This is a genomic window from Brenneria populi, assembly GCF_036016195.1.
GTDB lineage: Bacteria > Pseudomonadota > Gammaproteobacteria > Enterobacterales > Enterobacteriaceae > Brenneria > Brenneria populi.
In genome coordinates this window covers 16,579-37,856 of sequence record NZ_JAYWTM010000033.1, presented here as the reverse complement: position 1 = coordinate 37,856, position 21,278 = coordinate 16,579, and the positions used below count along the sequence as shown (strand labels likewise).

At 57.9% G+C, this 21,278-nt stretch carries 16 protein-coding genes and 1 pseudogene; 8 read left to right on the top strand and 9 right to left on the bottom strand.

Annotated elements, in window-relative coordinates; genetic code table 11:
- Positions 1 to 114: 114 nt before the first annotated feature.
- Both VSX58_RS20485 and VSX58_RS20480 read right to left on the bottom strand, forming a co-directional pair.
- The gene (locus tag VSX58_RS20485) at positions 115 to 2,406 is read right to left on the bottom strand and encodes an excinuclease ABC subunit UvrA (protein WP_327619721.1); all 2,292 of its coding nucleotides are present in this window, start codon (positions 2,404 to 2,406) and stop codon (positions 115 to 117) included.
- Complete coding sequence (locus VSX58_RS20480) at positions 2,403 to 2,870, bottom strand: MarR family winged helix-turn-helix transcriptional regulator (RefSeq protein ID WP_327619720.1); 468 nt, start codon at positions 2,868 to 2,870, stop codon at positions 2,403 to 2,405. Before VSX58_RS20480 ends, VSX58_RS20485 begins: the two co-directional genes overlap by 4 nt.
- Positions 2,871 to 3,237: 367 nt before the next feature.
- On the opposite strand from VSX58_RS20480, the gene VSX58_RS20475 reads away from it, so the two are divergent.
- Both VSX58_RS20475 and VSX58_RS20470 read left to right on the top strand, forming a co-directional pair.
- Positions 3,238 to 3,450 (top strand): hypothetical protein, encoded by a 213-nt coding sequence (locus VSX58_RS20475; protein WP_327619719.1) that lies wholly within the window; start codon positions 3,238 to 3,240, stop codon positions 3,448 to 3,450.
- Positions 3,443 to 4,609, top strand: a pseudogene (locus VSX58_RS20470) (PDDEXK nuclease domain-containing protein). The gene VSX58_RS20475 and the pseudogene VSX58_RS20470 overlap by 8 nt, the downstream one beginning before the upstream one ends.
- Before the next feature lie 142 nt (positions 4,610 to 4,751).
- Here the strand turns inward: VSX58_RS20470 and VSX58_RS20465 are convergent.
- Positions 4,752 to 7,505 (bottom strand): LuxR C-terminal-related transcriptional regulator, encoded by a 2,754-nt coding sequence (locus tag VSX58_RS20465; RefSeq protein WP_327619718.1) that lies wholly within the window; start codon positions 7,503 to 7,505, stop codon positions 4,752 to 4,754.
- Between the two features lie 214 nt (positions 7,506 to 7,719).
- Here VSX58_RS20465 and VSX58_RS20460 point away from each other — a divergent pair, with 214 nt between their 5' ends.
- The 5 genes from VSX58_RS20460 to yacL all read left to right on the top strand — a co-directional run bounded on the left by VSX58_RS20460 (position 7,720) and on the right by yacL (position 13,200).
- Positions 7,720 to 8,682 carry a thiamine pyrophosphate-dependent dehydrogenase E1 component subunit alpha gene (locus VSX58_RS20460; protein ID WP_327612097.1) on the top strand — a complete coding sequence of 321 codons (963 nt, stop codon included), beginning with the start codon at positions 7,720 to 7,722 and terminating at the stop codon, positions 8,680 to 8,682.
- A gap of 10 nt (positions 8,683 to 8,692) precedes the next feature.
- Positions 8,693 to 9,712, top strand: coding sequence for an alpha-ketoacid dehydrogenase subunit beta (locus VSX58_RS20455; RefSeq protein WP_327612096.1), 1,020 nt, complete (start codon positions 8,693 to 8,695; stop codon positions 9,710 to 9,712).
- 2 nt (positions 9,713 to 9,714) lie between these two features.
- Positions 9,715 to 11,247, top strand: a complete 1,533-nt coding sequence (locus tag VSX58_RS20450) for a 2-oxo acid dehydrogenase subunit E2 (RefSeq protein ID WP_327619717.1) — start codon at positions 9,715 to 9,717, stop codon at positions 11,245 to 11,247.
- Between the two features lie 8 nt (positions 11,248 to 11,255).
- On the top strand, positions 11,256 to 12,653 hold the full coding sequence (gene lpdA, locus VSX58_RS20445; RefSeq protein WP_327619716.1) for a dihydrolipoyl dehydrogenase: 1,398 nt from the start codon (positions 11,256 to 11,258) through the stop codon (positions 12,651 to 12,653).
- A 184-nt stretch (positions 12,654 to 12,837) separates the two neighbouring features.
- Positions 12,838 to 13,200, top strand: a complete 363-nt coding sequence (gene yacL / locus VSX58_RS20440; RefSeq protein ID WP_327612093.1) for a protein YacL — start codon at positions 12,838 to 12,840, stop codon at positions 13,198 to 13,200.
- Between the two features lie 11 nt (positions 13,201 to 13,211).
- Here the strand turns inward: yacL and VSX58_RS20435 are convergent, their stop codons facing one another.
- From VSX58_RS20435 to VSX58_RS20410, 6 genes are all read right to left on the bottom strand, one after another.
- Complete coding sequence (locus tag VSX58_RS20435; protein WP_327619715.1) at positions 13,212 to 13,700, bottom strand: YhcH/YjgK/YiaL family protein; 489 nt, start codon at positions 13,698 to 13,700, stop codon at positions 13,212 to 13,214.
- Positions 13,700 to 14,425, bottom strand: a complete 726-nt coding sequence (locus VSX58_RS20430) for a TerC family protein (protein ID WP_327619714.1) — start codon at positions 14,423 to 14,425, stop codon at positions 13,700 to 13,702. The genes VSX58_RS20435 and VSX58_RS20430 overlap by 1 nt, the downstream gene beginning before the upstream one ends.
- A 188-nt stretch (positions 14,426 to 14,613) precedes the next feature.
- On the bottom strand, positions 14,614 to 15,900 hold the full coding sequence (locus VSX58_RS20425) for an SLC13 family permease (protein WP_327619713.1): 1,287 nt from the start codon (positions 15,898 to 15,900) through the stop codon (positions 14,614 to 14,616).
- A gap of 479 nt (positions 15,901 to 16,379) precedes the next feature.
- Positions 16,380 to 17,552, bottom strand: coding sequence for a sialidase family protein (locus VSX58_RS20420; RefSeq protein WP_327619712.1), 1,173 nt, complete (start codon positions 17,550 to 17,552; stop codon positions 16,380 to 16,382).
- Between the two features lie 105 nt (positions 17,553 to 17,657).
- On the bottom strand, positions 17,658 to 18,545 hold the full coding sequence (locus tag VSX58_RS20415; protein WP_327619711.1) for a dihydrodipicolinate synthase family protein: 888 nt from the start codon (positions 18,543 to 18,545) through the stop codon (positions 17,658 to 17,660).
- A gap of 38 nt (positions 18,546 to 18,583) precedes the next feature.
- Positions 18,584 to 19,720 carry an iron-containing alcohol dehydrogenase gene (locus VSX58_RS20410; RefSeq protein WP_327619710.1) on the bottom strand — a complete coding sequence of 379 codons (1,137 nt, stop codon included), beginning with the start codon at positions 19,718 to 19,720 and terminating at the stop codon, positions 18,584 to 18,586.
- Between the two features lie 215 nt (positions 19,721 to 19,935).
- Between VSX58_RS20410 and dtnK the strand changes: the two genes are divergently transcribed.
- On the top strand, positions 19,936 to 21,267 hold the full coding sequence (dtnK, locus tag VSX58_RS20405) for a D-threonate kinase (protein WP_327619709.1): 1,332 nt from the start codon (positions 19,936 to 19,938) through the stop codon (positions 21,265 to 21,267).
- Positions 21,268 to 21,278: the final 11 nt, after the last annotated feature.

Sequence of the window (21,278 nt, the reverse complement as noted above, 5' to 3'; positions counted from 1 at the left end):
ATACTTCTCATATACAACAATCCCGTGGCGGCGCTATGGGAAAATGGCGCCGGCGGGCCGTCGTCAGCGGCGTTAAATCTTGCGGGCGGCTTCGCAGGCCGCGTCGGGTTGCCTTTACCCGCATCCCGGCTTGGCGGCGTAGTGTTCCAGAAACGGCGCGGTGATTGAGGCCGAGGACGTCAGCATTGCCGCCGGCGTTCCCTCGAAGATGATTTTCCCTCCCCGTTTGCCCGCGCCGGGGCCCATTTCTATCAGCCAGTCCGCGTGGGCGATGACATCCAAGTTGTGTTCCACGACGATAACGGTATGCCCTTTTCCGGTCAGGTCATCGAACACCTTCAGCAGGCGTTCGATATCCGCCATATGCAGTCCGGAGGTCGGTTCGTCGAAAATATACAGACTGCCTTCCTCTTTCAGCCGGGCGGCCAGCTTCAGGCGTTGGCGCTCCCCGCCGGAAAGCGTGCTGAGCCGCTGCCCCAGTTTGACGTACCCCAACCCGACGCGTATCAGGCGTTGTAAAGGCGCTGCGATCTCCTCCTGTCCGGCAAAGAGACGTACGGCTTCGGCGACCGATAACGACAATATTCCGGCAATATTATGACCCTGAACAATAACCGCCCGCGCCGCCTCATTGAATCCTGTCGCCGCGCACGCTTCGCAGGGCGTTTCCACATCGTCCATAAACGCCAGGTCGGTCTGAACCTGTCCCAACCCCTTGCATAGCGGGCAGGCGCCCTGGGCGTTGTTGCTGAAAAGCGCGGCCGGTTTCCCGCTGGCGCGGGCGAATAGCGCTCTGATCGGGTCAAGCGCGCCGAGATAGCTGATGATCGAGGATCGCCGCGTTCCCCCCAGCGCGCGTTGATCGATAAGTATCGCATGGGGGTAATAACGCGGCAGCAGGCGATTGACCAGCGTACTTTTGCCGGAGCCCGCGACGCCCGTGACGACGGTGAGAACGCCGGTCGGCACAGAGACGCTAACGTGCTTCAGGCTATACAGCGATACGTCGCATAGCGTCAGCTGTCCGGTCGGCTGACGAACGCGCGCTTTGAGCTTTAGGGTTCGGGACAGGCTGCGCCCGGTCAGCGTATCGGCGCGGCGCAGACCGGAATAGGTTCCCTGGTAGACGACGTTTCCGCCTTCTGCGCCGGCCTGCGGCCCCATATCCACCACGCGGTCGGCAATGGCGATCACGTCCGGGTCATGCTCCACCACCAGCACGGTATTGCCTTTGTCACGCAGCCGGCGCAGCAGCGTATTAAGCTGACGCACGTCGCGCGGATGCAGTCCCGCGCTGGGCTCGTCAAAAATGTACGCGATGTCCGCCAGACTGCTGCCCAGGTGACGCACCATTTTGACCCGTTGCGATTCGCCTCCCGACAGGCTGGCGGTTTCCCGGTTCAGGCTCAGGTAGTCCAGCCCGATGGCGACCATCTGTTCCAGCCGCTCAGCGATGGCGGCGCTCACGGTGGCGACGGGCGCCGCCTTGATGGCGCGGATAAACGGCAGCAGATCGGACACTTCCATCGCGGAGCAGTCGGCGATGGATTGACCCGCAATCCGGCAAGAGAGGATGGTTGGATTGAGCCGTGAACCGTGGCACGCCTGACAGCTCTGGCGAGCGATCACGCGGGCCAGGCCGTCGCGTTCGGCCTGCGTCAGCCGGCTGGGCTCGTGATCCAGATAGGCGCGGCGCAGGCGCGGCAGCACGCCTTGAAAGCGCGCGCTGGCGGGCCAGCCCGGCAGAGGATGGGATACCGGCAGATCGTCGGCGTACAGCAGCGTTCGCCATTCCTCTGCGCTGTAGTCTTTTAATGGCTTGTCGCAGTCGAACAGGCCGGAACAGGCGTAGCGTTTCCAACGAAAAGTGCCGGGGGCGAAGGTGGGAAAGCGGATCGCGCCCTGATTCAGCGATTTGCCGCGATCGAACAGCCGTTCTAAATCGGGCCGGTCGACGACGCCGAGTCCCTGGCACGTTGGGCACATGCCCTGCGGATGATTGAAGGAGAAAACGTTGGCATAGCCGACGAACGGCAGTCCGGCCCGCGAAAATAACAGCCTTAGCAGCGGTTGGATATCGGTTACGGTGCCTACCGTGGATCGCGCGTTGCCCCCTAGCGGTTTTTGGTCGACCACGATGGAGGCGGGCAGGTTACGCAGCGCGTCGGCCTGCGGCTGGCCGTAGTGCGGCAGCCGATGGCGAACGAAGGCGCTATGGCTTTCATTAAGCTGTCGCTGTGATTCGGCGGCGATGGTATCGAAAACCAGAGATGATTTGCCGGAGCCGGATACGCCGGTGAAGACGGTGATGCGGTGTTTGGGGATGCGCAGGTTCACGTTGCGCAGATTATTGTTGCGGGCGCCGATAATCTCGATATCCCGGTAATCTGTGTCGTCACCGCTCATGCTCGCTCGGCCTCATCACGCAGATCCGAACTCTCCAGCGCCGCGCTGGCCTTGTCGCATAGCTCGGTGAATATGGCCTGCTCGCCCGGGGTCAATGCCGCCATAACCCGCTGGGCGCCGTCCTGACGGCCAATCGCGGCGCGCGTCAGAAAGTCTAGGCCGTGTTCGGTCAGAATGGTGACCTGCTCGCGGCGATCGCCGTCGGCGGAGGTCTGCGCCACCAGATCCAGATCCTTCAATACCCGCAGGGCCTTGGATACGCCGGTCCGGGCAATAGCCAGCCGCTCGCTCAATTGCGAGGGGGTCGCCGCGCCGCGCAGGCGCAACAGCTCAAGGATATCGTACTGTCCCCAGGTAACGGTTTCCGGCGTGTAGCGGGAACGGCGAGCGACGAGTACGCACTGCAGTCTGGATAGGGCGTTTTCCAACGCGCCCGGCGATCGTGAGGAATCAGCCATGGTCATAACAGCGGCTCCTTTGAATGTTGTGTGTTAAATGGAAATTAAAATGGTTTAAAATAACGAGTAATTTAGCAAACTATTTTCCTTTTGGAAATTAGTTTGCCTGATTTATTCCGCCGTTACGAGCGGTCGTTATCGTGGGATGCCGGCGCACCGGGGAATATTGCAGGAAATATGCCGGAGGGTCGGATGGCGGAGAAAGCGCCCGGCGATTTTTTACTCGTCTCATCCCTGAGACTCGCCCTGTGGGCCGTCACTACGTGACGTTAAATCTTGCGGGGGGCTTCGCAGGCCGCGTCGGGTTATCTTTACCCGCCGTCGCCATGCGCTATCCTGCCGCTTGTAGGGAACGCTATCCGTCAGGGACGACATGCAATCACATGATAGGGTATGCAAGCTGTTTCTCAGCGATTTCAACACGCTGCGGCTGCTGTTTTATCAGGGAGAGCGCCGCCCGTATCCGTACCGTTTGCGTCGGCTGGCGGCGTTTGACGATCCGGGCGCAAGGCGGCTGAACTGGCGGCGCGTCGGCGTAAAACAATCACAAGGGCATCATGTTCTACGGAGGCAGCGGTATGAATAGTAAGAAGACGCCGCCTGCTACGGCGGTAAAAAGCTCCGCCTTGCCGACTAGCTCCGCCGGTATCCATAGCGATATCGTACAATTACTCGATACTACACGCCATGCAGCGGTGCGTAGCGTCAATGCGTTGATGACGGCGAGCTATTGGGAAATAGGTCGCCGTATCGTCGAAGCCGAGCAACAGGGGGAGCGGCGAGCCGGTTACGGTGAGTAGTTGATTGCACGATTGTCTGACGATCTGACGGCCCGGTTCGGACGCGGCTTCAGCGCGGACAATCTGGAAAACATGCGGAGGTTCTTCCTCGTGTATCCACAGCCTGTCATTTCCGCGACGCTGTCGCGGAAATCTGAAAGTGAGTTTCCAGCCGAGAAATCCGAGACAGTGTCTCGGAATTTCGATCTCGACGAACTGGCTCAGGTTTTCACGCTGCCGTGGTCCGCCTATGTCCGGCTGCTATCGGTCAAGGATGATCATGCCCGCCAGTTCTATGAAACCGAAGCTTTACAGGGAGGGTGGAGCGTACGCCAGCTAGACCGACAGATCGGCAGCCAGTTCTATGAACGGACTGCGCTATCCAGAGACAAGGCTGCAATGCTGGTCAAAGGTTCGACGCCGAAGCTGAAAGATACGGTCACGCCCGATGAGGCAATCAAAGCCCCGTATGTGCTGGAATTTCTGGATCTCAAAGACGAATATTCAGAATCCGACCTTGAAGAAGCCTTGATTCGGCGACTGGAAGATTTTCTGCTGGAGCTTGGCGATGGCTTCACGTTTATCGGGCGGCAGCGCCGATTACGTATCGATCAGACCTGGTATCGGGTGGATCTTTTATTATTCCATCGTCGGCTGCGGCGCCCGGTCATCGTCGATTTGAAACTCGGCGGTCTGACCCATGCCAATGCGGGTCAGATGCACATGTACTGCAACTATGCCAGAGAACACTGGACATTTGCTGATGAAAATCCCCCCGTGGGCCTGATTCTCTGCGCTGACAAAGGCCGCGCACTGGCGAGATATGCGCTGGAAGGGTTGCCCACCCAAGTCATGGCGGCAAACTATCGGACGGTGTTGCCGGATGCCGCGTTACTGCAAAAAGAACTGGAGAGCACACGGCGCATGCTGGAGTCGCGTGGCCTGATCCGTCGCCATTCTCGCTAACGATAATGGATGGTTTTTGTGCCCTCCGCAGAGTGTGGCGGCCTTGCTGTATTCCCGGACTGTACCAAGAGGTTCTCGTCGTCAAGGGCTGCGCGCGTCTCTTTATCCATCCCCGCCCGTCATTATCCCGGCTGCGTCTTTCTTACTCGGCGCAGTCGATTTCGCTTAGCATTTTGGCCCGGCCCATCGCCTGGGTGCGGCTGGTCACATCAAGCTTGCCGTAGAGGTTCTTTAAGTGCCATTTGACCGTATCCACCGAGATGGCCATGGTGCGGGCGATCTCTTTATTCGAACGGCCCTGGGCGATCAGCAGCAGCGTCTGATTTTCTCGTTCGGTCAGCGGAGGCAAGGGGCTCCAATCGGCGGCCGGCCCTGTTTCCATCAGCGGCGAAGCGCCTAACAGATTGGCGATATAGCTGCGATCGTCGGCGGCCATTTTCTCCTGCATGTGCTGAAGCAGCGGGCAGATTTCCGCGCCGGCGTCCAGCAGGCTGCGCTTCAGATTTTGACTTCTTGCCAGTTTTATCACCGGCAGCAGCACCTCTTCGGCCTGTTGCCGGTCGCCGTCGCGCCACCAGGCTACCGCGCACAGCGCGCGCTGCCTGAGCGCTTCCAGTATACAGCGGCGTTTTTCCAACTGTTGCACCAACGGCCACAGCAGACGCGCCGCCTTACCCGGCTCCTCATCCATAAGCATTTGGGCCTGCGCGGTGACGCGGCTGGTTCGCAGATAGTTGGCGAGCGGCAGCGTCTGCCGATATTGTTCGCTGAGCTCGGTAAGCTGACGCATCGACTCCTGCGCCTGGCATCTCTGGTTTTGCAGTACCGACATGCGGATCTGTTCCGCCAGCAGCATGCCTTGCAGCCGCGGCCAGCCGCGGCCGATCGCCACCCGCAGCGCGTGTTCGAGAAGCACCTTCGCCTGTCCCGCGTCGCGCGGCAACGCCCGCCGGATCAGCGCGCGGTAGGCGCTGAATAGGGCGTCCGGCGGCGCGATGATATCGATTTTGGCCAGATGGGGAGCGACCTGCGAATCCAGCAGCAGGAGATCCTCCTCTTCATAATGGATTTCCGCCAGCAGAGCCTGCAAGGTCGCGCTGCCGCAGGAGCCGACGCCGGTCAGGCGTTCGGCCTGTTTTAACGCCTGCCGGTAATAAATTTCGCCGGTGCGCAGATCGGCCTGACGCACGTGGTTAATTCCCAGAATAAACGCCCGGTAGACGCTGACGAACAAATTATCCTGCGGGGCGGAGGGCGGGGGCATATGTTGTTGTACCGCGGCGACGTCCCGATAGCGTTCCTGTACCAGATAGTTATAGCTGAGGATATTGCATACCAGGCCGTCGACCCAGCTGTCGCCGCAGGGAACCTGGCTGAGCAGCGGCTTGACCAGCGCCTCGCTTGTCAGAATCTCTTCGGCGAACGAGGCGGAAATGGCGCTGATCACCTGCCATTTGATGCGTAGCCGCGCGCTTAGCCGACGAAGCGCGGAGCCGGACTGTAGCCGGTTCAGCAGCGCCCGCGCTTCATCGAAACGAAAGTAGTGGGCCAGCGCCCAGGCCAGGTTCAGCTGTAGCTCAATACGCTCTTCGGGGGCGCCCTCGGTTAACGGCAACTGTTGCAGCCAGCGCACCAGCGTGTCGATATCGCCCTCCTCGGCCAGCGATTGCGCGCTCGGCGCGGCGTAGGCGGCGCTCTCTTCCAGTTTGCCTGCCGCCAGCGCGTGGCGGATGGCTTCGGCCCAGTGTCCGTTGGCCGCCAGCCAGTTGCCGGCGCGCTCATGCAGTTCGGCGATGTTGCTCTGCTCGTTGGCCAGGCGCTCATATTGCGCCTCGGCGAACAGCGAGTGGTAACGGAACCAGCCGCCCTGTTCGTCCAGCGGCGAAATAAACAGATTATGCTGTTCGATAAAGTTCAGCATCTGTTTACCATCGCTTCGCAGGGTGACGGCGTTGCACAACTCCGGCGTAAAGCGAGTGAGGATGGATGTCTGTAATAAAAACTGCTGTATTTCCGGCGGCAGAGGATTCAGCACCACTTCCTGTAAATAGCGCGCCATCTGCTTGGCGCCGGCCGGGCCTTCCAGGGTTTGAAACAGGGCGTTGCCGCTGCCGGCGGCGGAGAGCGCGGCTATCTGGATGCCGGTGATCCAGCCTTCGGTGATAGCCAGCAGCCGTTGAATATCGGCCTGGTCGAGGTCCTGATGGGCGGTTTCGGCGAAATACGCCAGAATTTCCGCCGGATTGAAACGCAGATCGTTGATATCGATAATCACCATCTGGTTGCCCGCCAGCATGCGCGCCAACGGCAGCGTCGGCAGGCTGCGGCTACCCAGCAGCAGATGCAGGCAGGCCGGAGCGTAGGTCACCAGTTCGTTGATATCCTGCAAAATCACCGGATTGCGAATCAGATGAAAATCGTCGATGACGATATACAGCGGGGTCTGGCGCTGGCTGAGGCTATTGATCAGGTTACGCATAAACCCGTCTTCGGTACACAGCGAGGCGCCCGGCGCGATGGGTTCAAGCTGGCTGAACAGCTCGCCGCAATAAGGGTGCAGGGCGGCCAACAGATAGCGCCGGAAATCATGCAGCGCATTGTCCTGCTCGTCCAGGCTCAGCCAGGCCACGCAGTGCCCCTGGGCGATCATCTCCCGCTGCCATTGGCTCAGCAGGGTGGTTTTGCCGAATCCGGCGCCGGCGCAGACCAGCGCCAGGCTGAGCTGATGCGCCCGATCCAGGCGAGACAACAGGCGATCGCGGCGCAAAACGGCGGCGGAGGCGCGTGGCGGAGCGAGTTTAGTCGCTATCAGCGGCAGGCCGTGGCTGAGGGTAAATGACTTCTGGCGATAGTCGATGGCTGACGTTAGCGTCGGGTACAAAAGGTTCTCATTCATGGGGCGCGATCCTCATGTGGTCCTATTGTCATCAGGTTGTGATTCGCCGGCGTAATGGCTGCTTTTTTATCCCCCCCAATTTAGCCGCTTCGACTACCCGTTCGGGTAGTTACCCTCGCCGTTTCATCCCCTTATCTTAATCTCTGGCGAGGGTGGATCCCGTGACAGGGGTCACCGTTAACAACGGTAAAACCAGGCAAGTGAGGGCAAAATCATGTCTTTAAGCAAACAGGCGTTATTGCAGGCCTATCGCAAAATGCGCGAGATCCGCGTTTTCGAGGAGCGACTGCATAAGGAAAACACCACTGGGGATATTCCGGGGTTTATCCATCTGTATAGCGGTGAAGAAGCAATCGCTGTCGGCGTTTGTCAGAACCTGAGCGATCGGGACTATATCGGCTCCACCCATCGCGGACACGGGCATTGCATTGCCAAAGGCTGCGATATCCACGGCATGATGGCGGAAATTTTCGGTCGGGAAACCGGCTTATGCCGCGGAAAAGGCGGTTCGATGCATATCGCCGATTTAACCAAGGGCATGCTCGGCGCCAATGCGATTGTCGGCGGCGCGCCGCCGCTGGTGATCGGCGCGGCGCTGACGGCGAAAACGCTGGGCACGACGGATGTGGCCGTCTCCTTTACCGGCGATGGCGGTTCCAACCAGGGGCTGGTGTTCGAAGCGATCAATATGGCGGTAGTCTTGCAGTTGCCCGCTATTTTCGTGTTTGAGAACAACGGGTTCGGCGAAGGCACCGGCCATGACTATGCGGTGGCCGGGCGGGATATCGCCGGGCGCGCCGGCGGTTTCGGCCTGCCGGCGGTGAAGGTGGACGGCACCGACTTTTTCGCCGTTTACGCCGCCACCGAAGAGGCGGTGCGGCGCGCGCGCAGCGGCGGCGGCCCGAGCGTTATCGAAGCGTTCGCCCCCCGCTGGCACGGGCATTTCGAAGGCGATCCCATGCTTTATCGCCAGGAAGGCGAGGTCGAGCGCCTGCGTGAAGAAAAAGATCCCCTGCAAATCTTCAGTAAACAAGTGAAAGGGCAGGTTTCCGCCGACGAACTGGCCGCTATCGATAGCGAGGTTCAGGCGCTGGTGGACGACGCGGTTCTGAAGGCCCGGGCCGCGCCTTTCCCATCGGTGGATCAGGTTCTTACTGACGTTTATGTCTCTTACTGAGGGCACGACTATGGCGATCAAAACGTATCGTGAAGCGATAAAAGAAGCGCTGGCGCAGGAAATGGAGCGGGATGAACGCGTGGTGCTGATTGGCGAGGATGTCTGCGGCGGTCAGGCGGGGACGGTGGAAGTCGGCTCCCGCGGCGAGGCGCTGGGGGGCGTATTCGGCGTCACCAAAGGGCTGTGGACGCAGTTCGGTTCGTCCCGGGTTATCGATACGCCGATAACCGAGTCCGCCATCATCGGCATGGCGGCGGGGGCGGCGCTCACCGGTCTGCGGCCGGTAGCGGAGCTGATGTTTATGGATTTCTTCGGCGTCAGTCATGACATGGTTTATAACCAGGCGGCGAAATTCCGCTACATGTTCGGCGGCAAGGCCAAAGCGCCGCTGGTGGTGCGCGGTATGATCGGCGCGGGCTACTCGGCCGCGGCCCAGCACTCGCAATCCCCCTACAATATTTTTGCCTCCACGCCCGGCCTGAAAGTGGTGGTCCCGTCTTCGCCCTATGACGCCAAGGGGCTGCTGATCCAATCCATCCGCGACGACGATCCGGTGATGTTCTGCGAACACAAAATTTTGTACGACACCAAAGGCGAGGTGCCGGAGCAGGCTTACGCCATCCCGTTCGGCGTCGCCAACTACACCCGCGAAGGGACGGATGTCACCATTATCGCGCTGGCCGCGATGGTGAATAAGGCCAACCAGGCGGCGGATCAGCTGGCGAAAGAGGGGATCTCGGTGGAGGTTATCGATCCGCGCACCGTCTCTCCGCTGGATGAAGAGAGCATTCTGGAGTCGGTGGCGGCAACCGGCCGCGTGGTGATCGTCGATGAGTCGGCGGCTCGCTTTAGTTTCGCCCACGATATTGCCGCGCTGATCGCCTCGGAAGCGTTCTATCAGCTGAAAGCGCCGGTTGCGATGGTCACGCCGCCCCATACGCCGGTTCCCTTCTCAACCGTGCTGGAACAGGCCTGGATACCCAGCGTCGATCGCATCAAGGCCGCGGTTCGCAAAGTAATGGAGGAGTGACTATGAGCGCCATCCGGGTAATCGAAGTACCTAAATGGGGACTGTCGATGGAAGAGGGAACGCTTAATGTCTGGCTGATTAAAGAGGGGGAGAGTTTTAGCGCCGGGCAGGAAGTTTGCGAGCTCGAATCCAGTAAAATCACCAACGTGCTGGAAGCGCCTTTTGCCGGCGTGCTGCGGCGCATTCTGGTGCAGCCGGGCGAGACGGTGCCGGTCAGCGCGCCGCTGGCGTTGGCGGCCGACGCCGATGTCGGCGATGACGAGCTCGATCGCTTCGTCGCCGAACTGCAAGGGGGCAAGCCGGCCGAAAACGCCACGGCGCCGCAGAGTGAGAGCGCGCCGCGGCAAACGCCGCCGCTAGCCGCGCCCGCAGCGGCGGCGCCGGTCGCCGTCGGCGACAAGGCGGATAAACCGGCGCAGGCGTCCGGCGCTTATCAGGTGCCGGCGGCGCTGCTTGGCGACGGCGGGCAGGACAGTTTCGCCACGTCCTATGCGCGGCGTCTGGCGGCGTCGCTAGGCATCGATCTGAGCAAAATCGCCGGCAGCGGACGGGACGGGCGAATTTCGCTCGCCGATATTAATGCGGCCATCGTTCAGCACGGCGGCAAAGTTAAAACGCCGGAGCGTCAGGCGCGGGCGGCGCGTCAGCCCGGTTCGCGGCAGGACGACGCCCAGGTGGCGGCGACGCCGGTGGCCCGCCGTCTGGCGGCGAAACTGGGCATCAACCTGCACGATTGCCGGGTGACGGGCAGCCGGGGCCGGGTATGTCAGGCGGATGTCGAGCAGGCGGCCGCGCGTTTGGCTATTCCGACGGCGGCGGGGGATACGGCGCCAGGAGAGGCGGCGCCGGGCTATGAAACGACGGCCATGAGCGGTATGCGCCGGGCGATCGCTTCTCGTCTGCAGGAGTCCAAACGCAACGCGCCGCATTTCCGGCTCCAGGTGGATCTGGAGCTGGATCGCCTGCTGGCGCTGCGCAAAGAGATCAATGCGGCGGTACCGTCGGTCAAACTTTCGGTCACCGATATGCTGATCAAAGCCTGCGGCCTGGCGCTGGTTAAGGCGCCCGGCGTCAATGCGCTGTTCGATCAGGATCGCCAGGAGATCCAGCGCTACCACGATGCGGATATTTCAATCGCCGTGGCGCTGCCCGCCGGCCTGATCACCCCGATCGTGCGGGCGGCGAATCGCAAGTCGCTGTCCGAGATCGCCGCAGAGATGTTAACGCTGGTGACCAAAGCCAGGGCGGGGACGCTGAAGCCGGAAGAGTTCCAGGGGGGCACGTTTAGCATTTCCAATCTCGGCATGCACGGCATACGCCAGTTCGACGCCATTATCAATCCGCCGCAGGTGGCGATTCTGGCGATCGGCGCCGGGGAGCGCCGCGTGGTGGCGGAACAGGATCAAATGGTGGTGCGCACGCTGATGAGCGTGACCCTCTCCTGCGACCATCGGGTGGTCGACGGCGCCAGCGGAGCCGAATTTCTTAACCAACTCAAGCACCTGGTGGAAAACCCCACCGCGCTGCTGGTATAGGAGCGGAAATGAAAGATACCTATGACGTTTTGGTTATCGGCGGCGGCCCGGGCGGCTATGTCGCCGCCATCCGCGCGGCGCAGCTCGGGCTCAACACCGCGCTGGTGGAGAAGCAACACCTGGGCGGGGTATGCCTCAACTGGGGCTGTATTCCCACCAAGGCGCTGCTGCGCGGCGCCGAGTTGGCTCATCAGCTGGCGCATATGGATGAGTTCGGATTCAGCGCGGAGGCGGTCCGTTTCGATATCGGCACGCTGGTCGCCCGCAGCCGCAGCGTGTCGGCGGGGCTGACCGCCGGCATCGCCTCGCTGATGAAAAAAAACGGCGTGACCGTTATCACCGGCACGGCGAAACTGACCGGAAAAGGGGAGGTCAGCGTCAGCGCCGGTGAAGAAGAAGGCGCCTATCGCGCCGATCACATTATTCTGGCTACCGGCGCGCGGCCGCGCGGGCTGCCCGGCATCACGCCGGACGGCAAGCGTATCTGGAACTATATGAATGCGCTGGTGCCCGAGACTGTGCCGTCCTCGCTGCTGATTGTCGGCACCGGCGCCATCGGCGTCGAGTTCGCCAGCCTGTATAACGATCTGGGCTGCGCGGTGACGCTGGTGGAGCTCGCCGATCGCATTATGCCGCTGGAGGACGCCGAGGTTTCCGCCCTGGTCGCCCGTCAGTTTACCCAACGCGGCATCAGCATCATAACCAAGGCCAGCGTAACCGCGGTCGAGACGGACGCCGAGCGCGCCAGATGCGCTATCCGGCTGGCGGACGGCAGTCAGCAGACGCTGGATGTCAGCCAGGTGCTGCTGGCGGTCGGCGTGCGGGCCAACTATGAGGATCTCGGGCTGGAGGCATTGGGGGTCGAGATCGCCGGCGGCTACATCAAAACCGACCCGTGGTGCCGGACCAACGTCTTCGGCCTTTACGCCATCGGCGACGTCGCGGGGGCGCCCTGCCTGGCGCATAAGGCCAGCCATGAGGCGGTGATCTGCGTGGAGAAACTGGCGGGCGTCGACGGCGTCGCTCCGCTGGATAAGCGCGCGATCCCGGCCTGCACCTACTCCCGCCCGCAGGTGGCCAGCTTCGGCCTGAGCGAGGCGGCGGCGCGCGCCGCCGGCCGGGCGATTTCGGTCGGCCGTTTCGACTACCGGGCCAACGGCAAAGCGTTGGCGATGGGAGAGGCCGTGGGCTTTGTGAAAACCATTTTCGACCAGGAGAGCGGCGAACTGCTCGGCGCGCATATGGTGGGGCCGGAAGTGACGGAGCAGATCCAGGGATTCGGCATCGCCCGCTACCTTGAGGCGACGGAAGCGTCGCTCAGCCATGTGATTTTCGCCCACCCGACGCTAAGCGAAGCGATGCATGAGGCGGTGCTGGCCGCCTCCGGCAAGGCTTTACACCAATAGGAGAATCCGGCGCGAGCTTCCCGAGCGCCGGATAACCTGCTATCGTTTTTCCCTCCTGAACGCCATCCTTGCGGGCAGCATCGCCGCGCCTGAAATTTTTGCCGCTAAGTATGCGAGCCATCACTGTGGTATGGCAGGGGAGCGATTACACTGAAAAACGAGCACTATCACAGAGGGTGGCATCATGGACTATGAATTCTTGCGGGACGTTACCGGCCAGGTAATGGTGCGAATGTCGATGGGACATGAGGCGGTGGGCCATTGGTTCAATGAAGAGGCCAAAGGCCAACTGGCGTTGCTGAACGAGGTGGAGGAGGCGGCCCGCTCGGTGGCGGGAAGCGAAAGGGAGTGGCGGAAAGTCGGACATGAATACACGCTGTCGCTGAATGCCGAAGAAGTGATGATTCAGGCCAACCAGCTGGCGTTCGTGGTGGATGAGCTGGAAGAGGGGATGAGCTACTACGATGAAGAGAGCCTGTCGCTGTGCGGCCTGGAGGACTTCCTCAATCTGGTGGCGCAATACCGCGATTTCGTGCAGCGGCATTGAGCTACCTTGGCTTAGGGGCGTTGCAGGGCGGGAATTAACAGGGTCGCGGGGATTTTAAACACGGCTTTTTTGACCGGGGCGGGGATGTCATTCACCGCGCACAGCGCACGATGCGCTTCCCCCGGATAAAAGATTGCAAAATCGCCGGCGCGCAGGTGGATTTTGTGAGGAACGCTTGGGTTATCAAGAATGTACAGATCCGGTTTAGGCTCCGTCGCCGCTTGGCCGTCTACGTCGTTCAGGCCGTAGCCGATGATCTCCTCTCCCGCCAGAATCAACTGGATATCGAGGTAACGACGGTGAAACTCGGTGCGCCGTTGCGCCTGCGGCGCGGTGCTCAGGGTGCCGATATTGTAAAACCAGTCAGCGCCTTCCGGCTGATGGCGGCCTTCCGCCAGGGCGTTCAGCTCCGTCAGCGTCATACCCGGCGCGGACAAAATATTCCATAATGGCGTGGGCAAGGCGGCCGGTTTCAGATGATTGAGATTACCTGCGATCACTATATTCTCCTTGAAAGTTGATATTCATTCTTGTTTCTTATGAGGTTTAACGTCTCTACGGAAATAGAGAAAAACATGGCGAAATAGATATATCCTTTAGGGACATGAATATGAATGCCATCAAGAACCAGGGTGAAGCCGACCAAAATTAAAAACGCCAATGCGAGCATTTTCACTGACGGGTGATTTTCAACGAAATCCCCGATGGGTTTGGCGGCCAGCATCATAACCAAAACGGCAATAATGACGGCTAACATCATAATCGTCAGATGTTCCGAGAGTCCTACGGCCGTGATGACGGAATCGAGACTGAAAATAATATCGAGCAGCATAATTTGAATGATGGCGCCGAAAAAAGAGGTAACATGGCTCTGGACCTGATGTTTTTCTGTTATTAGCGACTCTTTTATCTCCTTCATTGACTTAATAATCAGAAAAAGCCCGCCGGAAAAAAGAATCAGATCTCTGACGGAAACGCTATGATTGAGAATCCTAAATAAAGGATGATTCAGGTGCATAAGCCAGGAAATCGAGGCCAGTAATGAGAGTCTCATCAGCATCGCCGCCGTTAATCCGGTTATTCTGGCGATATTCTGTTTTTCTTTAGGGAGTTTCGCCACCACCAGCGATAAAAATATGATGTTATCAATACCCAGTACAATCTCCAGGATCGTTAATGTACTCAGCGTCAGCCAGGCATTGGGATCCGCCATCCACATAAACATCTTTTTTCCTCTTTATTTCACTTTATTCAGTGTGAAACGGTATTATTTATAAAATAGGGTAATCGACTTACCCTATTTCTACTCTAAATAATGCGAGTCGCGGAAAAGCCAACGCGCATGCAACTTGAAATATCGCGGGTATAAGCGCCTCAATTAATCCGCATTCATGCGGAGATCCTGCCCTGCAGCTACTGATACAGCGGGAACATAATTACCGCGCCGACGCACAGGGCGAAAATACGAATTAAATACATCGGTACGGTGAATTTCCAAAATTCCGGAAGCTTATATTTTCCCATTCCTAAGATCATGGCGGGCATGCCGTCTACGGGCATATAGCCGCCGTTCCATCCAGAGATAACGACCGCGGTCGCGGCTGCCACGGGATTAAGCCCCAGGCTTAGGAAAGTCATGATGGCAATGGGCGCGAAAATATAGACAGAGCCCATATTTGAGCCGGTGAAGGTTGCGCAGGTGCTGGTTAAGAGCGCGAAGATAAAAATAAGAATGAATGGATGGATATTCGTTCCCAACGAGCCGGCCACGACATCACCGATCATCACGGTGAAGCCGGAGTTAGCCAACGCATCCGCTACGCCGATAACGCCCGCCATCATCAGAATGACCGGGGCGAACATGTTTTCGCGAAATTCTTTGAAATCAATAACGTTGATTATCATCATGATGACTCCGGCAATGCCGGGAATGACATAGGCCGACTCGCCGATCGTCCCCATCAACATCATGCCCACCACGCTGATGGCAAACAGCGCGATCGTACAATTCTCCTTCCATCTCGGCAGGCTCGCCGCCGCGCTTTTTTCTACGAGCTCATCGTCTCCGGAATGTTCGTTGATTGCATGGTCGGGTAAAAGACGATAGGCAACCAAACTCCAGATTAAGAAACCCAGCGCCAAAATAAAGTTTACTATGGCGAATTTTGGCATCGAGAGTGAAGTATGGTGGCCGGCGGTTTCAAGAACGCTGACGGTAACGCCGTAGAAGAGCGCGACATTGAAAGGGACCAGCGGATGATTGGTTGCAAAGCCTAACGGCATCATCAGCTTGGATGTCGGCATTTTTTTATTGTAGGGGATCGTCGATACTAAAGATAAAATCAGGACGTAATAACCCGTGGAACCAGAACCCGTCAGACTGGCCCCAAGCATGACCACGATGAGTAAAAGAACATAGCTCTTATATCCGCCTTTATTGACTAAAGTCACCATGGCGGACTGCACTCGTCCTATTAAGCTGGTCTTCATCAGCCCCGCCATTACCACCATGAAGCCTGCAACCATAATCACGCTTGAATTGATAAATCCGGCGAATGCTTCCTGAACGGTAGATAAACCTGTGACCACGAGTAAAAGACAAGCAATAACAGGCGGTGCGCCAAACGCAAATTTGTCGCACATAATCATTACAATCATTAGAACTAAAATAACAAGGGCATGGATCATTTCCATTGTCATTTTGTTTTCCCCTTATTTTTATAAAATAATTAACAGGTTTATACTCGTCATATTTCAAGTTGCATGTGCGTTGGCTTTGTTACTCGCCCCGTTGGGGCCGCCGCAAGCGGCATTTAAAAACGTTTTGGCGCTGTTGTCCTGCAATTCGAGTTATTTCGAGTACATGTTGATTGCGAACCGTAATTAAAAATAACCATTGAATGCGATTTCGTTAGATGTTCTGTATGGCCCGACCTTTCTCATCTGGCCACGCATTCCTACTAAATTTCGTTCACATTAGAAGGCGTATGGAAAAGACCTAATGTGAGGCCGAAATAAATTAATATTCACTTTCTACCCTTCATCCTTCAAGCCGCAGGCGCGTTGGCTTTCCTCACTCACCCCAGTCACTTACTGGCGTAAGCTCCTGGGGATTCGCTGCGTCGCCGCCTTCTTGCAACTTGAATTATTTTGGGCATGGCGAAAATCCAACTGGCTGATTATTTATCCACTCCTTCGCCTGATGTTGGGTTGTACAGGCCTTCTGTTTCACGTTTTTCACCGAATAAATCTTCTACGGTAAAGCGGACGTATTTAACACAAAGCCTATTTTTGTAGGCATATGTCAAATGCAAGGTGCCTTTGCTGTCTTGATAAAGCGTCGGGTATTCATATTGTGAGTTATTGGTCTTGTTTTCTATCCCAATATAACCTTCGGCCGGTTCGAAAATTCTACCGATGGGCCATGTTTTGCCAAAGTCTTCTGTGACAGAAACGGCTACGGGATTACGCAGGCCTGGCCAGGCTACTTTCCCAAATTCAGCGTTATTGGCTGAATTAACGTTGTAAGCTAAGGCGATTTCTCCAGATTGCAATTTAATAGCGCTGATGCTGGCGTTATTATTCGGCAATATATTGGCTTGCGGAACACTCCAGCTATCGCCGAAGTCATGCGATTCGCTTGTATACACGCGATCGGCGAAACGGCTGCGCATAAAAGCGACTAAATGGCCTGACTCTACTTCAATAACATTCGCATGAACGCGTCCGCGGCTTTCCGGCATACGTACCGCTTTCCAGGTTTTCCCTTTATCATCAGATAGTTGAAATTCTGTCGGGTCGTTTGTCAAACCCTCCGGCGAGTCCTCGCATAGCCAGGTGCTGAATATCCAGCGTCCGTTGCTTAAAATTTGAATCGCCTGCCTTGAAAAAGTCCCTTCTTTGGCAAACAGTACCTCAGGTTGTTCCCAGGTTTGACCTTCGTCATTGGATTTTTGCACCATAATGATCGAAGTGAACTGCATATTGTCCTTGCCTTCCTGCCGGCTTAATTGCGAGGTATAAATCAGCCAAATCTGGCCGTTAGGCGCTCTAAAAAAAGCGGGGTTCTGTTCACTGCGATCGACGCCTTTGGATACTATTTCTGGCACCGACCAGACCTGCGTTTCCGGAGATAATTTAGAGACGGCGATGGAGATATCGCCGCTCCCCTCAAAACTGCCGGCAAACCAGGCGCACAATAGACCGCCATCCTGCGTTTCGATTAATGCGGGCGCATGGGCCGTGTTATTTCCACCCGTTGGAATCAAGGCAAAGTCCACATTTAAAAATTCGTCACGATATACCACGCCATTCGGTTCGGACTGCCTTACCGTTGGTAATTTTGTCGCCATTTTTTATTTCCCCGTGTCATTTTTGAAAGATAAATTTTCTTTATTTCTTATCAAGCTATATCCGCCCTCTTTCAAATCTCAGATGTATCCCCTAAATAATTCGAGTTAGCACAAGCGATGACGCTGAATAATATTTTTAATGGCGGCGTTCATACTGTCGTCAAATTCAACCGGGTAGCGGCTGACGCCCACCTCTTCTCCCATCAGCGTCAGCGCTCTTTTCACCGCCGACGGAGAGAAGGCAATGGCGTACAGCGTCTTACGCAGTTCGCTCACCTGTTCCTGCGCAGCGCGGGAGCCCTCAATATCACCGGCATGGAAACGATGCCAAATCTGGCTGACGGCCTCGGGCGCGACGTTGGCCAGTCCGGAAATGCAGGCCGAACAGCCGTCGACAAATCCCTGATGGATAAGCGAGTCCGGTCCATTCAGCACGTCGAACCCCGCCAGATCCCGTACCGCCTGCAAATAACCGCTCAGGCTTTCATAACTGCCCGCGCTGTCTTTAATGCCGATGATGTTGGGATGGTCCGCCAGAATGCGTACGGTTTCAGGCGCCAGCGTATTGCCGGTGCGCGCGGGGATATTGTAGAGAAAGACCGGCACGGTCAGCGCGTCCGCCACCGCGCGGTAGTGGGCGACTAACTCCTCTTGTTTCAACGGCACGAAATAGGGAGTAATAACGGAAACCGCGTCGACCCCCAGCGCGGCGATGCGCTTACCCAGCCTGATGGTTTCACGGGTTGAAATTTCGCCGATATGTCCGACAACCGGGACTTTCCCGGCCGCTTCGTCAACGCAGGTTTCGGTCACCGCGACTTTCTCATCGGTATGTAAAACGAAAAACTCGCCGTTGGTGCCGTTGCAGAAAATACCGTTGCCGTATTTCATCTGGCGCTGTACCTGAAGACGCATGGCCGCCGGATTAAATTCCCCCTGGGCATCGAACGGGGTAACGATCGCGGTCAGTACGCCGGCAATTTTTTTACTCATTATTGTTCCTTATTCATTCGTCGGCAGGCGCCGGCGCTTTAAAACAGCGTTAAATAAATTTCGCGCACATCGTCGGCGCTGACCTGCGTCGGCACGTTTTTCATCAGACGCTGCACCTGTAACGCGGCGTCGACCAGATAAGGCAGGTGGCTTTTTTCTACCCCGAGCTGCTGCAGCGTATTCGGTAGGGCGAGCCGCTTCACCAGATCGGCGAAGTAGGTCACCAGCGCCTGGGCCTTATGCGCCGAACTGAGCGTCAGATCCGCTTCCGGCAGCAGGTCGTAGGCTTGAGCGAACTTTTCCTGCGCGGCGGGTTGTACAAAACGCATGCAGGGCGCGAGCAAAATGGCGTTCGCCACGCCGTGGGGAATGTGGTATTTGCCGCCCAGCGGATAAGACATCGCATGGACCAGATGGGTGCCGGCGTGGGCAATCGCCGCGCCGCCGTAGTATGACGCCCAGAGCATATCCAGCTTTGCCGCCAGATTTCCCGGCTCGCGTACGGAAGTTTCAATATTGGCAAACAGCTTCGCTAAGCCAATCAACGCATAGTTATCGCTGACCGGGGTGGCGACGGTGGCGGTAAAGCACTCAATCAGATGGCATAGCGCATCAATGCCGGTCGACGCCGCGATATGCGGCGGCATGCTGGTGGTTAATTCCGGCGACAGCACCACATAATCCGGCAGCATGACCGGGCTGATAATACCGACTTTGGTCTCCTTTTCCGGAATGGCAAGAATGGCATTCGGCGTGGCTTCCGAGCCGGTGCCCGCCGTCGTCGGGATCAATACTGAGGTTGTCCGCCGCGTAGGTTTCTTGCCCGCCAGCAGCGCGTCGAGGGTGACCGCGTCATCGCCCGCGCATAGCACCGACAAGAGCTTGGCGACATCCAGCACGCTGCCGCCGCCGACGCCGATGACCAGATCGGCGCGCGTCTGCGCCAACTGGCCCAAGATCTCCGCCACATCATGCTGACTGGGCTCGGCGGGAACGTTATCCACCAGTAATACCTGCGCCACCGTCTGTTTCACTTGTTCAATCAGCGCCTGAACGTCGGGCAGGCCAACGATATTCTTATCCGTGATAAACAAGGCGTGCCGTTTGCCCGCCATAAGGTGGCGAATATCCTGGAGCGCCCGATAGCCGCTGATAATAGTGCTATTGATGTTCATGCCGTTACCTTGCCTTTTCCGTCAGAACCACAGCTCGATAGCGTGTGATTTTTTTCAGTCACTAAGATCGTACCCACTCACTCATGAGCGCCTAATCGCCCATTTCAGGGATATTTTATAGGTTAAAATCATTTTAAATAATTTGATGTTGCTCACATATAATCAATCATGATTTAATATAATCATAATCACTCAATCGATACCGGGGATGAAGTATGCCGAACGCGCAGCGGACAGGGACTCAGATATTGGTCGTGGCGGATGATTTCACGGGAGCAAACGATGCGGGCGTCGGCCTGTCTCTGAATGGCGTCCGGGTCAGCGTGATATTCGACGTCAATAAGCTGTCCGCGGGCGCGGCGGGAAACGCGCTCGTTATCAACACCGATAGCCGGGCGGCGAGCGCCGAGGTTGCCGCGCAACGCACCGCCGCAGCGATCGGCGCCTGGCGTTCGCTGGGGGGAAAAGGCCGTATTTTCAAAAAAATAGACTCCACGCTGCGGGGCAATATCGGCGCGGAAACGGCCGCGGCGCTCCTTGCCGCGCAAAGTCCGATGGCGTTGATTGCGCCGGCGGCGCCCACGTTGGGGCGCGTCACCCGCGGCGGTCAGGTTTGGGTTAACGATCGCCTGCTGACCGAGACGGAGTTCGCCAGCGACCCGAAAACTCCGGTTTTTTCCGCGGCGGTGGGCGCCCGTCTGGCTGAACAAAGCGATTTGCCGGTGGCGGAGGTTCCTCTGGCGCAGGTTCGTCAGGCTGATCTGGCCCGCTATCTAGGCAAACTGGCCGACGAAGGGATCCGCCTGGCGGTTTTGGATGCGGAGCATCAGCGCGATCTGGAGAACATCATCCTCGCCGCCGAGGCCTTGCCTTTTTCGCCCCTGCTGGTGGGGTCCGCCGGGCTGAGCGAGGCGCTGGCGAAGCAGATCGGCGCGCAGCCGCCCGTGGACAAACCGCTGCTGGCGATAATCGGCTCAATGAGCGATATCGCTCAAAAGCAGATTGCGTTTGTCAGCCGGCGGAAAAACGTCGCGCTCGTTGATATCGATATCAATACGTTATTCACCGCTTCGGCGCCCGCCGCCATGGAGCGGTGGCGCCGCGCCGCGCTTACGGCGTTAGCTTGCGGGCAGCACTGCATTATTCGTACCTGCCACGGCGGCAGCCAGCGCTTTAACATCGACCGGCTGTGTCAGCGGCATCGGCTAAGCCGGCAGCAGTTGGGCGAAACCATCAGCCGGTCCCTGGGGGAGCTGTGCCGAAATATCGTCCTGAGTGAAAACATTTTTCCGGACGACGGCGGAATTAGCCGGCGTCCGCCGGGCGGGTTGTATTTATCTGGCGGCGATATTGCGATTGCGGCGGCAACCGCGCTGGGCGCCAGCGGTTTTCAAATTAAGGGGCGGATCGCATCGTGCGTGCCCTGGGGACGGCTGCTGGATAGTGCCCTCGGCGACCTTCCCGTCATGACGAAAGCGGGGGGATTTGGCAACGAAGCCACTTTGCTGGACGTTTTGCGTTTTATTGAGGAGAAAGTCAGTGAATAACATTATTGCGG